The organism is Photobacterium sp. SKA34 (genome assembly GCF_000153325.1).
In the GTDB taxonomy this organism is placed as follows: Bacteria; Pseudomonadota; Gammaproteobacteria; order Enterobacterales; family Vibrionaceae; genus Photobacterium.
On record NZ_CH724145.1, the window covers coordinates 421,870 to 437,476 of the forward strand.

Annotated in this window: 7 protein-coding genes, 1 tRNA gene, 2 rRNA genes, 1 riboswitch and 1 other annotated feature; of the genes, 4 read left to right on the plus strand and 6 right to left on the minus strand. The window is 42.9% G+C overall.

Annotation, left to right across the window (positions count from 1 at the left end; translation table 11 throughout):
* Positions 1 to 100: 100 nt before the first annotated feature.
* A complete protein-coding gene (gene uvrA / locus SKA34_RS20550; RefSeq protein WP_006647405.1) occupies positions 101 to 2,926 on the plus strand; it encodes an excinuclease ABC subunit UvrA in 2,826 nt (941 codons plus the stop codon).
* Between the two features lie 77 nt (positions 2,927 to 3,003).
* Positions 3,004 to 4,746, plus strand: coding sequence for a PglL family O-oligosaccharyltransferase (locus SKA34_RS20555; RefSeq protein ID WP_006647406.1), 1,743 nt, complete (start codon positions 3,004 to 3,006; stop codon positions 4,744 to 4,746).
* A gap of 53 nt (positions 4,747 to 4,799) precedes the next feature.
* On the opposite strand, the gene SKA34_RS20560 is transcribed toward SKA34_RS20555, so the two are convergent.
* Complete coding sequence (locus SKA34_RS20560) at positions 4,800 to 5,918, minus strand: alanine--glyoxylate aminotransferase family protein (protein ID WP_006647407.1); 1,119 nt, start codon at positions 5,916 to 5,918, stop codon at positions 4,800 to 4,802.
* A gap of 238 nt (positions 5,919 to 6,156) precedes the next feature.
* Positions 6,157 to 6,341: riboswitch (Lysine riboswitch) on the plus strand.
* 101 nt (positions 6,342 to 6,442) lie between these two features.
* Between SKA34_RS20560 and lysC the strand changes: the two genes are divergently transcribed.
* Complete coding sequence (gene lysC, locus SKA34_RS20565; protein ID WP_006647408.1) at positions 6,443 to 7,813, plus strand: lysine-sensitive aspartokinase 3; 1,371 nt, start codon at positions 6,443 to 6,445, stop codon at positions 7,811 to 7,813.
* Positions 7,814 to 7,881: 68 nt separating this feature from the next.
* Here the strand turns inward: lysC and metH are convergent, their stop codons facing one another.
* Positions 7,882 to 11,550 carry a methionine synthase gene (metH, locus tag SKA34_RS20570; RefSeq protein ID WP_006647409.1) on the minus strand — a complete coding sequence of 1,223 codons (3,669 nt, stop codon included), beginning with the start codon at positions 11,548 to 11,550 and terminating at the stop codon, positions 7,882 to 7,884.
* Positions 11,551 to 11,744: 194 nt separating this feature from the next.
* On the opposite strand from metH, the gene SKA34_RS20575 reads away from it, so the two are divergent.
* A complete protein-coding gene (locus tag SKA34_RS20575) occupies positions 11,745 to 13,025 on the plus strand; it encodes a sodium:proton antiporter (protein ID WP_006647410.1) in 1,281 nt (426 codons plus the stop codon).
* 50 nt (positions 13,026 to 13,075) lie between these two features.
* Here the strand turns inward: SKA34_RS20575 and metA are convergent, their stop codons facing one another.
* The 4 genes from metA to rrf (SKA34_RS20595) all read right to left on the minus strand — a co-directional run bounded on the left by metA (position 13,076) and on the right by rrf (SKA34_RS20595) (position 14,565).
* Positions 13,076 to 14,017 (minus strand): homoserine O-succinyltransferase, encoded by a 942-nt coding sequence (metA, locus tag SKA34_RS20580; protein ID WP_006647411.1) that lies wholly within the window; start codon positions 14,015 to 14,017, stop codon positions 13,076 to 13,078.
* A gap of 184 nt (positions 14,018 to 14,201) precedes the next feature.
* Positions 14,202 to 14,317, minus strand: a 5S ribosomal RNA gene (gene rrf / locus SKA34_RS20585).
* A gap of 8 nt (positions 14,318 to 14,325) precedes the next feature.
* Positions 14,326 to 14,401: transfer RNA gene (locus tag SKA34_RS20590), tRNA-Thr, on the minus strand.
* Between the two features lie 48 nt (positions 14,402 to 14,449).
* Positions 14,450 to 14,565 (minus strand): 5S ribosomal RNA (gene rrf, locus SKA34_RS20595).
* A gap of 130 nt (positions 14,566 to 14,695) precedes the next feature.
* Positions 14,696 to 15,568, minus strand: a sequence feature (23S ribosomal RNA rRNA prediction is too short).
* Positions 15,569 to 15,607 lie beyond the last annotated feature (39 nt).

Consider the following 15,607-nt stretch of genomic DNA (forward strand, 5'->3'; position numbering starts at 1 on the left):
TTTTTATCCATTTTACTGTGTTTTTACTCAGTATTTTTTGCTCATTATGATCCGCTGTGAAATACTAGTCGTTAAATAAAATAAAAGAATCATCACTGATATGGATAACATCGAAGTCAGGGGTGCTCGCACCCATAACCTTAAAAATATTAATCTAACGATCCCCCGCGATAAGCTCATCGTTATCACAGGGTTATCAGGTTCGGGGAAATCCTCTCTGGCTTTTGATACCTTATATGCGGAAGGCCAACGTCGTTATGTTGAATCTCTTTCTGCCTACGCGCGTCAGTTTTTATCCTTAATGGAAAAGCCTGATGTCGATCATATTGAAGGGCTTTCGCCTGCTATTTCCATCGAGCAGAAATCCACCTCGCACAACCCACGCTCAACCGTTGGTACTATTACCGAGATTTATGATTATCTACGTTTACTCTATGCCCGTGTAGGTGAGCCTCGCTGTCCAACCCACGACATCACCCTAGCGGCGCAAACTGTTAGTCAGATGGTCGATCAAGTCTTAGCTATGCCTGAAGGCAGTAAACTAATGCTACTGGCACCTATTATTAAAGAGAGGAAAGGTGAGCACGTTAAGACGCTAGCGAACTTAGCCGCTCAAGGTTATATCCGTGCCCGTATTGATGGTGAAGTATGCGATCTTTCCGATCCACCAACGTTAGAACTTCACAAAAAGCACACTATCGAAGTGGTCGTTGATCGCTTTAAAGTGCGTGACGATCTACAGATCCGCTTAGCCGAATCGTTTGAAACCGCCTTAGAGCTATCAGGCGGTAATGTAGTTATAGCACCGATGTCCGGTGAAGAAGGTGAAGAGCAGGTATTTTCTGCCAATTTTGCCTGTCCACACTGTGGTTATAGTATGCAAGAGCTTGAACCACGCCTGTTCTCGTTTAACAACCCAGCCGGTGCGTGTGGCACTTGTGATGGGCTTGGTGTTCAGCAATACTTCGATCCCGAACGGGTGATTCAAAATGGCGAGTTAAGTTTATCTGGTGGTGCTATCCGCGGTTGGGATAAACGTAATTTTTACTATTTCCAAATGCTTAAATCACTTTCTGAGCATTATAAATTTGATGTTGAAGCGCCCTTTGATGCGCTATCGAAAAAAGTCAAAGAAGTCATTTTAAACGGTTCTGGCAATACTGAGATCGAGTTTAAATATATTAACGATCGTGGTGACATTACCGTAAGACGCCATCCATTTGAGGGGATCCTCAACAATATGGAACGTCGTTACCGTGAAACCGAATCAAACTCGGTACGTGAAGAGTTATCAAAGTTTGTTTCGACTAAACCATGTTCAAGCTGTCATGGTTCACGCTTACGCCAAGAAGCACGTCATGTGTTTATTGGTGAGACCAACTTGCCACAAATCTGTGAAATGAGCATTAGTGGCGCGCACCAATTCTTTGATGAGTTAGCTTTAACGGGGCAACGCGCACAAATTGCAGAAAAGATCTTAAAAGAGATCAATGAACGTTTAAGTTTCTTAATCAATGTTGGCTTAAACTACCTGAGCCTATCTCGTAGTGCAGATACTTTATCTGGCGGTGAAGCACAACGAATTCGTCTTGCCAGCCAAATTGGCGCGGGGCTTGTCGGCGTGATGTACGTCTTGGATGAACCTTCCATTGGTCTCCACCAGCGTGATAACGAACGACTACTCAAAACCTTAATTCACCTTCGTGATTTAGGCAATACCGTGATTGTGGTGGAGCACGACGAAGATGCCATTCGTGCCGCAGATTACGTGATTGATATTGGTCCAGGCGCAGGTGTTCACGGTGGTAATATCATTGCACAAGGTGGCGTTAAAGATATCTTAAAATCAAAAGAATCGTTAACAGGACAATACCTCAGCGGTAAAAGAGCAATTGAAATCCCTGCAGAGCGAACACCGTTTGATCCCGAAAAAACCGTCAAACTACTGGGCGCTACTGGTAACAACCTTAAAGATGTCAATGTCGAAATTCCTGTTGGTTTATTTACCTGTATTACTGGTGTTTCTGGCTCTGGAAAATCAACGCTTATTAACGATACCTTCTTTGAAATTGCTCATCACAAATTAAATGGTGCCACGACGGGTACACCTGCTCCGTATAGTGAGATCCAAGATCTAGAACATTTCGATAAGGTTATCGACATTAACCAAAGCCCGATTGGTCGTACCCCGCGTTCAAACCCTGCCACTTACACAGGTATTTTTACCCCTATTCGTGAGCTTTTTTCAGGCACTCAAGAAGCCCGTTCCCGTGGTTATAAACCAGGACGCTTTAGCTTTAACGTTCGTGGTGGTCGCTGTGAAGCTTGCCAAGGTGATGGCGTAATCAAAGTTGAAATGCACTTCTTACCGGATGTCTATGTACCTTGTGATGCCTGTAAAGGTAAGCGTTATAACCGTGAAACCTTAGAGATCCGCTACAAAGGCAAAACCATCGATGAAGTGTTAGAACTCACGGTTGAAGATGCACGAGAATTCTTTGATCCGGTTCCCGCTATTGCAAGAAAGTTACAAACCTTAATGGATGTTGGTTTATCGTATATTCGTTTAGGTCAAGCGGCGACAACCTTATCGGGCGGTGAAGCACAGCGTGTGAAACTAGCGAAAGAGTTATCGAAACGCGATACAGGAAAGACACTTTATATTCTGGATGAGCCAACAACCGGATTACACTTCCACGATATTCAGCAGCTATTAACAGTACTGCATAAATTACGTGATAAAGGTAATACCATTGTGGTGATCGAACATAACTTAGACGTAATAAAAACCGCAGATTGGATCATCGATCTTGGTCCTGAAGGCGGTAGTGGTGGTGGTGAGATCATTGCAACAGGAACACCTGAAGATGTATCTAAAGTGAAAGGCTCACATACAGCAAGGTTCCTTAAACCGCTGCTAGGTTAGAATATGAAAACACGCTAACATATGATAACAGGCTGATTTTACTCAGCCTGTTTGCTTATTCATACTCAGGAACAACCATGACAGTGTTACAACTCGAAGGTACCAGACTAGAAAAGAAACGGATTTCTAAACCATTGGTACGCTATTTCCTTGCAACAGTCGGTGTTATTTTCATTGTTGCTATGCACTACTTCCAACACAACCCAGGTGGATCAGGGCTTGAGCTCTCGTTTAACTCTACTGTTTGGATCCCTTTTAGTTTTGCTATCTCTTTCGGCTTACTGGAAATTTGTCGCCAACAAATCTGGCGTTATTCACGCCTGACACTATTATTATTTGCTTGTTGCATACTACTGACTATCCCCATTTTTTATTCCAATGCTGATGCAGGAGCGGCGTTTAATCGCTTGTTTACCTTGTGGGCTGGATTTCTGTTTTTTGTTAGCTTGCAGCAATTCGTCTTTACCCATCAGCAACGCCAACGCTTGTTATGGTTTATTTTAATCGGCGTGCTGATTGAAGCGGTGTTTGCATGGTATCAATACCTTTGGATCACAGCTAAGAACCCTATCGGCTACGACACTATTGCTAATCGCCCTTATGGTATATTTCAGCAACCGAATGTGATGGCAAGTTTTCTTGCGACAGGACTCATGATTAGTACTTACTTATTAGCCCGTATTCCACTATATCGTGGAAAATGGTCATGGCTTCATATCGCCTTGCTGATCACACCTATGCTAACCATTCCAATGTTAGTGGTATTGAACTCTCGTACAGGTTGGTTAGGCGCGGTTATTGGCATAACACTAATGCTGCCGTATTTACGTCGCTTTGCCGCAAAACAAGTCCAACGCTTATGGCTACTAATGATTGCATTAGGGCTTTGTTTAGCATGGAATATTTCATCTACCGAAAATTGGTCGCCTAAAGCCAACAGCGTCACAGTTGCTGGTGATGGTCGAGGAGTTATATATCCACAAGCCTATGAGATGTTTACCACTAAGCCACTCACTGGTTATGGCTACGGTAAATTTGAAGCCGCCTATATTACTCAAACGGCGTTATGGCACAATGAAAATCCAGCGCAACACACAGGTATTCCGAGCTTAGATCACCCACATAACGAATTACTTTTCTGGGCCGATGAAGGCGGTATTGTACCACTTATCGGCTTGTTGCTTGCTGCGTTTGCTGTGATGATAAAGATAAGAAAAGCGCCTAATGGCACTCAGTTAGCGTTAATTGGATTGTTTTTTCCTATCGTTTTACACACCCAACTTGAGTATCCTTTCTACCATTCATTAGTGCATTGGCTGATCTTTATCGTACTAATATATTGGGTGGATAACCTTACCACCAAATACCATCGCCAATCATTAAGCTACGTGTTGGGCCTGAAAGTTTTTGCACTTATTGTACCAATCTTTATCTCTAGCTTTATGGTGACTACCCTGTATTCAGGTTGGCAGTTAACTAAATTTGAAACCACTCGACCAGTAAATATTGAATACTTACTTAAGGTGAATAATCCATGGTCGTGGAAAAATCGCTTTGATTGGGACTTACAACTTACGCAACTGCAACTTGGTATTAGCAGCGATAAACCAGCGCTGATTGAAGACTATATTCAATGGGCAAATGAAAAAGCCAAAACATGGCCGAGACCTGCACTGTATCAAAACCTGATCCTCGCTTACGATGCCCTCGACAATAAAGAGCAAGCATCACAAATCAGAGATGAAGCGCTGTTCTTATTTCCATCTTTAAATTTTGAGCAGCAAAACAGCCAAGCAAAGGCAACGTCGGCTGCTAAATAACCATAAAAAATGGCTACCCAATCGGTAGCCATTTTTATTTACTCATCAATATATTACTTCAATGTGGTTTCTAGCGCTTTTAAGCACAGGGCAACATTTTCACTTCTCGCACCATAACCCATCAAACCGATACGCCACGCTTTACCTGCCAGCGCACCTAATCCTGCTCCGATTTCCAAGTTGTAACGTTGCAGCAACTCATTACGTACCTCAGCATCCTCAACACCTTCAGGGATATAAACCGCATTGAGTTGGGGTAAACGTGAGTTTTCTTCTACCACAAATTTGATATCAAGCTTTTCAAGCCCTGCTTTAAGCTCTTCATGAGCATTACGATGGCGCTGCCATGCATTTTTTAATCCTTCGTTTTGTAATAATACCAAAGCTTCATGCAACGCATATAAACTGTTTACAGGTGCAGTGTGGTGATAGCTACGCTTACCTTCCCCACTCCAATAACCAAGCACCAAACTTTGATCTAAAAACCAGCTTTGTACTTTGGTTTTACGTTGCTGGATCTTATCAATCGCCTTTTGAGAAAACGTTAATGGCGATAACCCCGGCGTACAGGACAAACACTTTTGACTCCCCGAATAAACTGCATCTAATTGCCACTCGTCCACCAGCAAAGGAACACCACCAAGTGATGTCACCGCATCAACAATCGTTAAGCAGTCATGTTTACGGGCAATTTCCGCCAGTGTTTTCGCATCACTCAATGCGCCAGTTGAGGTTTCGGCATGAACAAAAGCGACAATTTTAATATCAGGATCGTTTTGTAACACTTGTTCAACTAAATCAGGATCAACCGCCGTCCCCCATTCGTTATCCACAACGATAGCAACACCACCGCAACGCTCGACATTTTCCCGCATCCGCTCCCCGAAAACGCCATTACGGCAAACTAGCACTTTATCCCCAGCTTCAACGAGATTAACAAAGCAGGCTTCCATACCTGCACTACCTGGCGCTGAAACAGCGATGGTAAAGGCGTTTTGGGTTTGAAAGGCATATTGCAACAATTGTTTTAATTCATCCATCATGCCTATAAATAACGGATCAAGATGCCCAACCGTTGGACGACTGAGTGCTTGTAATACTTGCGGATAAATATCTGATGGTCCCGGCCCCATGAGGGTTCGATGCGGCGGGATAAAACTGGTAATTGTCATTCTTTTGCTCCGTAAAGTCATTGTCCCTGTCGATATTTTTATGTGGAACGCGTTGCTATCTATTTTAGAGTATTAGAGCCCTTTCATTGGTGCAAGCGACCAATACCGATCCCATGACACACATTGACGAAATATCATATGTAAATAAATTGTCATATTCCATTTGACAACAGGGTGATGAATCTTATTCAATAAGATGATATTTTATTCAAGCACTTATTATTCAAACAGTACGACTTAAAATGGAAGAGGAGCGTTACCTAGGTATCATAATGACAGGACCCCATCCAATCGCCATTATGAGAGGGAGAGTAACGCCGAGGTATAACTGATTAGGGGATGAGTTATATCGGCTATGAAGGTTGAATCCTTCTAGCTGTCACCAAGGTCAATGATTGACATTGGTGGGGAGCTTCTGGGTGAGTGACTATTCACCTCTAATGCTCTCCTGACAGGATGTCGGGAATACTCCCGAAAAAATAACCTACCTTGTGATGTGTTTACTATTTAGGGAGAAATTAATTATGGACAAGGCTACAACACATTTAGACTCACTAACTGTCGCAAAATTTGGCGGTACTAGTGTTGCTGATTACAGTGCAATGAGCCGTAGTGCTGCAATTGTTACTGCTAATCCAGAAACTAAAATTGTGTTAATCAGCGCCTGCTCTGGCGTTACTAATATTCTGGTAGAACTTGCCAATGGCGTGAGCGATTCAACAACCCGTCAACAGCGCATTCAGACACTGACCCAAACCCACCAAGATGTTCTTGAGCAACTTCAGCATCCAGAAAATATTCAAGATGCTATTTACGGCCTACTTGATAACATCGCAACCCTTGCTGAACATGCGGCATCAGCAACCTCAGCACAATTGACTGATCAAATCGTTAGCCATGGCGAGCTGCTTTCAACCCACCTTTTTAGTCAAATATTAGTCGAGCTAAACGCCCCTGCTGTACGTGTAGATATTCGTCCCATCATGCGTACTGATGATCAATTTGGTAAAGCGATCCCACAGCCAGACACAATTAAGCAATTAGCGACTGAGCAATTATTACCACTATTAGACAATAATATCGTGGTATCACAGGGCTTTATTGGATCAAATAGCCAAGGTGTTACGACAACACTTGGTCGTGGGGGCAGTGACTATAGTGCAGCCTTAATCGCAGAAGCCGTAAATGCTAGTACATTAGAAATTTGGACTGATGTACCGGGTCTATATACAACCGACCCACGTATTACATCAGCCGCGAAACCGATCAAAGAGATCAGCTTTAGTGAAGCCTCTGAAATGGCAAACTTTGGCGCAAAAATTTTACACCCATCAACCCTAGTACCAGCTGTTCGTCAACAGATCCCAGTATTTGTTGGTTCATCAAAAGCACCAGCTCAAGGTGGTACTTGGATCCGACAATCTGTTGAAGATGCGCCACTATTTAGAGCGCTTGCATTACGTGCCAACCAAACCATGGTGACACTTACTAGCTTAAATATGTTCCATGCTTATGGCTTTTTAGCCGAAGTCTTTCGTATCTTGGCTGAACATAAAATCTCAGTTGATCTCATCACAACTTCAGAGGTCAGCGTTTCACTTACCTTAGATCAAACCGATACTGGTGGCGGTGCGCCAACTCTTCCGCTTCAAGTCGTTGAAGAATTAAGTCAATTATGTGTGGTTGACGTCGAGCAAGGGCTATCACTGGTTGCACTTATCGGTAACCAAATGAGTGACACTAAAGGGTCTGCAAAAGATATCTTTGGCGCACTAGAAGATCATAACCTACGTATGATTTGCTACGGTGCCAGCCCACATAATTTATGTTTCTTAATTAATGAAGATGAAGCTAAAGATGTGGTTCGCACACTACACGCATCTTTATTGGAGTAAGCTAGAAATAAAGTTCAGATAAACAAAAAGGCGCATTGAGCGCCTTTTTATTTATTATTGATAAAGTATTAAAGATTTGGGCCTAACCATTTCTCAGCCTCGATCAAATCCCAACCTTTTCGATCAGCATAACTTTCTAACTGATCTTGCTGGATCTGAGCAACCGCAAAATAACGAGAATCAGGGTGTGAAAAATACCACCCCGATACCGCAGCGCCAGGCCACATCGCATAACTTTCTGTCAGTACCATGCCAGTATTTTTTTCCGCATCAAGTAACTGCCAAATAGCACCTTTTTCAGTATGCTCAGGACAGGCAGCATAACCTGGGGCTGGACGAATACCTTGATACTTTTCTCGGATCAAATCATCATTATTCAGATTTTCATCGGCTGCATAGCCCCAAATATCTTTACGTACAATTTCATGCATACATTCAGCAAAAGCTTCCGCTAGTCGATCCGCGACAGCCTGTACCATAATGGCATTGTAATCATCACCTTTTGCTTTAAATTGCTCGGCAATGTCATATTCACCAATCCCACCGGTTACCGCAAAAGCACCAATCCAATCAGCCTTACCGCTCTCTTTAGGCGCAATATAGTCAGATAAACAATAGTTAGGACCTTTCGGTTTTTTAGTTTGCTGGCGTAAACCATGCAGTACAGTTAAAACATCTGTTCGGCTATCGTCTGTGTACACCTCAATATCATCACCTACATTATTGGCAGGGAATAAACCACAAATACCGTTAGCCTTAATCATGCCGGTTTTCTCGATCTCATCTAAGATTTCGTTTGCATCATTAAACAGTTTTGTTGCTTCTTCACCGACAACTTCATGACGAAGAATCGTTGGGTATTTACCACTTAATGACCACGTCATGAAAAATGGCGTCCAATCGATATATTTGCGAATTTCAGCTATTGGGAAATCAGTAAAGGTGTGAACGCCGGCTTTTTTCGGTACTGGTGGCGTATAACTTTGCCAATCAATATCAACTGCATTGGCTCGCGCTTCTTCCAATGTAATAGGTGCAGTACGTGGTTTCTTACGCGCATGCTGTTCTCTAACAACATCATATTCTTGGCTTAAACGCTCAACAAAAGCAGGCTTTTTTTCATTAGAAAGTAATGCGGAGCAGACACCTACCGCACGAGAGGCATTTGATACATACACCACAGGCTGATTATAGTTTTGCTCAATTTTAACCGCCGTGTGGGCTTTAGAGGTTGTTGCCCCCCCAATAAGCAAAGGAAGATCAAATCCTTGTCGCTCCATCTCTTTCGCAACATGCATCATTTCATCAAGTGATGGTGTGATCAAACCCGATAAGCCAATAATATCGACGTTTTCTTCTTTGGCGATTTTTAGAATTTTATCGCATGACACCATTACCCCAAGATCGATAATCTCGTAGTTATTACATTGCAGTACAACACCGACGATATTCTTACCAATGTCGTGAACATCACCTTTTACGGTTGCTAGAAGTATTTTACCGTTGGTTTGTCCAGCCTGCTTTTCAGCATCGATGTATGGCTCTAAATAGGCAACAGCTTGTTTCATCACTCGAGCCGATTTGACTACTTGCGGCAAGAACATCTTACCTTCACCAAAGAGATCACCAACGACATTCATCCCTGCCATTAATGGGCCTTCGATCACTTCAAGTGGTTTACTGGCTTTCTGACGAGATTCTTCAGTATCTTCGACAATAAATTCGGTTATACCTTTAACTAGCGCATGCTCTAAACGTTTTTCAACTGGCCATCCGCGCCATTCTGCAGCGCTGCGATCTTCTTCAACATTACCGCTATCTCGATATTTAGCGGCAATATCCAGTAAGCGCTCGGTACTATCATCACGGCGGTTAAGTACAACATCTTCAACCGCATCACGTAATTCATCAGGGAGATCATCATAAATAGCAAGCTGACCAGCGTTGACAATCCCCATGTCCATACCATTTTTAAAACAGTAATAAAGAAAAACAGCATGGATCGCTTCACGAACAGCGTTGTTACCACGGAAAGAGAACGAAACATTCGACACTCCGCCAGATACCATGGCATACGGTAGCGTGCGTTTGATATCTCCTACCGCTTCAATAAAATCAACAGCGTAATTATTATGTTCTTCAATACCCGTCGCAACAGCAAAAATATTAGGATCAAAGATAATATCTTCTGGCGGAAAGCCGACTTCATCAACCAACACACGATAAGCATTAGTACAAATTTCAATTTTACGTTCGCGAGTATCTGCCTGACCGACTTCATCAAATGCCATCACGATAATTGCGGCGCCATAACGACGAAGTAATTTCGCCTGAGAGATAAAGTTTTCTTTACCTTCCTTCATCGAGATTGAGTTGACAACTGGCTTACCTTGTACACATTTAAGCCCAGCTTCTAACACTTCCCATTTAGAAGAATCGACCATAATAGGCACTTTTGATATTTCAGGCTCAGTAGCACAAAGGTTTAAAAATCGTACCATTGCCGCCTTCGCATCCAGCATTCCCTCATCCATATTAATATCGATGATTTGAGCCCCTGCCTCTACTTGCTGACGAGCTACCTCTAACGCTTCATCATAAAGCTCTTCTTTAATAAGACGCTTAAAACGAGCAGAGCCTGTCACATTGGTTCGTTCACCAACATTAATAAATAAGCTATCAGCATCGATAGTTAACGGTTCTAATCCTGATAGGCGACAAGCAATAGGAATATCAGGTAATTGGCGAGGTTTAAGATTCTTGGTGGCTTCATACATGTGACGAATATGTTCAGGCGTTGTACCACAACACCCACCTACCATATTGAGGAAGCCACTTTGTGCCCATTCACGAATATGCTCAGCCATTTCTTCGGCTTCAAGATCATACTCACCAAAGGCATTAGGTAAACCCGCATTAGGGTGAGCAGAAACAGCACATTCTGAAATACGTGATAATTCATCAACATATTGACGTAATTCATCAGGTCCAAGCGCACAGTTTAAGCCAAAAGAAATCGGCTTAACGTGGCGCAATGAATTATAAAATGCTTCCGTTGTTTGTCCTGAAAGAGTACGTCCCGAGGCATCTGTTATGGTGCCTGAAATCATGACTGGCAGTTCAAAACCCAGCTCTTCAAAAACTCCTGAAACAGCAAAAGCACAAGCTTTCGCGTTCAACGTATCAAAGATAGTTTCAAGCAAGATAATATCGGCGCCACCTTTAATTAAGGCATGTGTCGATTCAGAATACGCTTCAACTAATTCATCAAAGGTAACATTACGATAGCCAGGATCGTTAACATCAGGAGAAATAGAGCAAGTACGGTTTGTTGGTCCTAAAACACCGGCAACAAAGCGCGGTTTTTCTGGTGTTTGAGCCGTCCATTCATCAGCAGCAAGACGAGCGAGACGCGCTGCTTCATAGTTAATTTCCGCACTCAACGATTCCATGTCGTAATCAGCCATAGCGATCGTTGTAGCATTAAAAGTGTTGGTTTCTAGAATATCCGCCCCGGCTTCTAAATACGCGAGGTGAATATCTTTAATAAGCTGGGGTTGGGTTAATACTAAAAGATCATTATTCCCTTTTAGATCAGAATGCCAATCAGCAAATCGTTGGCCTCGATAATCATCTTCTTCCAATTTATAACCTTGGATCATGGTGCCCATGCCACCATCAATGATCAGGATTTGCTCTTCCAACCGCTTATGCAGTAATTCCTTGCTGTTTAACACGTCACTACATCCTTATAATCCATTACAGCTTTGTAACATCCTATCACACTTCAATTAGGGATAAAGAAGGCTAAATATAATTTACACAACAAAAGCTTTTCAAAATAAAACAAATTATCAGTAGCCATTAATTACTTATGGTTTTACTATTTCGTCACAAATTTTCTAACAACCCACCAATCTAGAGGTTACGCATGTCGGTCTATAGCACACTCTGCTTTCTGGCTGCAGCAGCAATGCTTATTGCTTTTGTAAACAGTAAAATAGGTAAGATGCAAACAACTATTGCTATCACTGCCGGATCATTAATCCTGTCACTATTGATCATCATTGCGGGACACAACGGTTGGTTCCATCTTGAAGATGTTGCCGCGTCTCAAATCAGTAAAATTAACTTTGAAGATTTCTTATTAAAAGGCATTTTAGGTTTTTTATTATTTGCTGGCGGATTAGGTATCAAGTTACCTCATCTTGAAGATCAAAAATGGGAAATTACCGTATTAGCACTGGGCGCCACTTTATTCTCAACCTTTTTTATTGGCTTCAGTTTATGGGGTATTTGCCAGTTAATCGGAATTCAACTTGATCTGATTTACTGTTTACTCTTTGGTGCATTAATCTCACCGACCGATCCTATTGCCGTTTTAGCCATCGTTAAAAAAATGAATGCACCTCGCCGTATTTCGACTCAAATCGAAGGCGAGTCTTTATTTAATGATGGCTTTGGCCTCGTTATCTTCGTAACCATGTTTACCATCGCTTTTGGTGATACCGCACCAACAGTAATAGGCGTAACCCAGCTATTCTTACAAGAAGCGATTGGTGGTATTGCTTACGGTTTTGTTCTTGGTCTAATTTTCCACTACCTCATTAGCTCAACCAATGATCACTCTATGGAATTACTGCTTACTATCGGTATTCCAACCGCAGGCTATGCTTTAGCAGAAGTCCTTCATGTCTCAGGCCCACTTGCGATGGTGGTATCAGGGATCATGATTGGTAACTGGACTCGTTATATTGGCTTTTCAAAAGAAAGTGAAGAACACCTAGATCACTTCTGGGAGTTGGTTGATGAATTCTTAAATGGTGTCTTATTCCTATTAATTGGTATGACCATGCTTGATTTTAGCTTCCACCAAGAAGACTGGATCCTAATGATTATTGTCGTACCTTTAGTTCTTCTAAGCCGTTACATCAGTGTAAAACTTCCATATGTGAGCTTTAACCGCTATCGCCAATACAACCCAATGTCAGTCAAGATCCTCACTTGGGGTGGCTTACGCGGTGGTTTAGCATTAGCAATGGCGATGGCTATTCCTGCTGGAGTAATGGTAATTCCTGAGAAGGGTATCGATGTGCGAGAAATCATCCTCGTAATGACATATTCAGTAGTTGTATTTTCTATCCTTATCCAAGGTTTAACCATTACCCCATTAATTGAAAAAGCCAAGCTTTGGGAATTAAAAAATAAATAAGTCATTATTCCACCAACAAAAAAGCCTGCTCTTCAATGCAGGCTTTTTTGTTATTCGTCTTTCGTAAAACTCGCTTCGGAAAAGTGTTCTAAATCGTAAGGCGTTTGCTGATATACACAATAGTTTAGCCAATTACTAAATAATAAATGGCCATGACTACGCCAACTCGCAGTAGGTGAATTCGAAGGATCATTGTCAGGATAATAGTTCACAGGGACTGCTGGCTCCATTCCTTGTTCAGTATCCCTTACAAATTCATTATGCAATGTATCTACATCATATTCTGGATGCCCCGTTACGAATACATTACGTTTATCTTTTGTCGCTGCTAAATACACTCCAGCCTGCTCTGAAGTCGCTAATATATCAAGATCAGTATGCCTGGTTAAATAGTCAGGAGAGAAGTCAGCATAGCGAGAATGGGGAGCAAAAAAAGTATCATCAAACCCTCGTAGTACCGGATGATGACAATCATGAATTTGATGTTGATAAACCCCTGATAGCTTCTCTTTGCGCGTACGCTTAGGCAAATCATAGAGAAGTTTGAGCCCAGCTTGTGCAGCCCAACAAACAAACATAGTTGATGTTACGTGCTCTTTCGCCCAATTCATGATGATTTGAATTTCTTCCCAATAAAGCACATCTTCAAATTGAACTAAACCTAACGGCGCTCCCGTTACAATCAACCCATCAAAATTACGTTGTTTCACCATTTCAAACTGACGATAAAAAGTATCTAAGTGTTCTTGAGGAGTATTTTTTGTTGGACGATTATCGATTCGTAATAGTTCTACATCTACTTGAATTGGGCTATTTGATAATAAGCGTAAGAACTGTGTCTCTGTCTCAATTTTTTTCGGCATTAAATTTAATAATAATACCTTCAACGGACGGATCCCCTGGCTCGCAGCACGCTTCTCTGTCATCACAAAGATATTTTCACTACGCAGAATATCAGTAGCGGGTAAGCGATCAGGTATTTTTATTGGCATCTTTGTTGACTCCTTTCGACACAAGATGTTTAGCCGTCTAAACTTCCATCAACGTTATAGAAAAAGGAAGGAAGACGCAAGTTTAGAACAAAATAATAACATAATAGATAAAGATAAAGAGATCTGGGGAATATGAGGGCTTATAAACGAGAAAACCCAGCCGAAGGCTGGGTTTTAAAATAAGATTTAGCGATGTCCTACTCTCACATGGGGAGACCCCACACTACCATCGGCGCTACAACGTTTCACTTCTGAGTTCGGCATGGGATCAGGTGGGACCGCTGCGCTATGGTCGCTAAACAAATTAATGGTGCTAGTACCCAGATTTGAACTGGGGACCTCACCCTTACCAAGGGTGCGCTCTACCAACTGAGCCATACCAGCACACAAAGCTTGTATGAAAGCTGCTTATGCAACATTCTGAAATTTAAAGCCTGGCGATGTCCTACTCTCACATGGGGAGACCCCACACTACCATCGGCGCTATTACGTTTCACTACTGAGTTCGGCATGGGATCAGGTGGGTCCATAACGCTATGGTCGCCAAGCAAATTCGGGTTTATTTATTGTCATCGACAATAAATAGCAATCTGGGAAAATCTAACTAGTTGTTCTCTACACGTTCAAGTGTACTTGGAGTCCGTATAAAACCCCTTGGGTGTTGTATGGTTAAGCCTCACGGGCAATTAGTATCAGTTAGCTCAATGCCTCGCAGCACTTACACACCTGACCTATCAACGTTGTAGTCTTCAACAACCCTTTAGAGACCTTAAAGGTCTAGGGATGACTCATCTTGAGGCTCGCTTCCCGCTTAGATGCTTTCAGCGGTTATCGATTCCGAACTTAGCTACCGGGCAATGCGTCTGGCGACACAACCCGAACACCAGCGGTTCGTCCACTCCGGTCCTCTCGTACTAGGAGCAGCCCCTCTCAATCATCCAACGCCCACGGCAGATAGGGACCGAACTGTCTCACGACGTTCTAAACCCAGCTCGCGTACCACTTTAAATGGCGAACAGCCATACCCTTGGGACCGACTTCAGCCCCAGGATGTGATGAGCCGACATCGAGGTGCCAAACACCGCCGTCGATATGAACTCTTGGGCGGTATCAGCCTGTTATCCCCGGAGTACCTTTTATCCGTTGAGCGATGGCCCTTCCATTCAGAACCACCGGATCACTATGACCTGCTTTCGCACCTGCTCGAATTGTCATTCTCGCAGTCAAGCGGGCTTATGCCATTGCACTAACCTCACGATGTCCGACCGTGATTAGCCCACCTTCGTGCTCCTCCGTTACTCTTTGGGAGGAGACCGCCCCAGTCAAACTACCCACCAGGCACTGTCCGTAACCCCGATAAGGGGCCAACGTTAGAACATCAAGCATACAAGGGTGGTATTTCAAGATTGACTCCACAACCACTGGCGCGGTTGCTTCAACGTCTCCCACCTATCCTACACATGTAGGGTCAATGTTCAGTGCCAAGCTATAGTAAAGGTTCACGGGGTCTTTCCGTCTAGCCGCGGGGACGCAGCATCTTCACTGCGATTTCATTTCACTGAGTCTCGGGTGGAGACAGCGTGGCCATCA

Coding starts and splice junctions, on each gene's coding strand:
- uvrA (WP_006647405.1), top strand. CDS start 101: ATGGATAACATCGAAGTCAGGGGTGCTCGCACCCATAACCTTAAAAAT.
- SKA34_RS20555 (WP_006647406.1), top strand. CDS start 3,004: ATGACAGTGTTACAACTCGAAGGTACCAGACTAGAAAAGAAACGGATT.
- SKA34_RS20560 (WP_006647407.1), bottom strand. CDS start 5,918: ATGACAATTACCAGTTTTATCCCGCCGCATCGAACCCTCATGGGGCCG.
- lysC (WP_006647408.1), top strand. CDS start 6,443: ATGGACAAGGCTACAACACATTTAGACTCACTAACTGTCGCAAAATTT.
- SKA34_RS20575 (WP_006647410.1), top strand. CDS start 11,745: ATGTCGGTCTATAGCACACTCTGCTTTCTGGCTGCAGCAGCAATGCTT.
- metA (WP_006647411.1), bottom strand. CDS start 14,017: ATGCCAATAAAAATACCTGATCGCTTACCCGCTACTGATATTCTGCGT.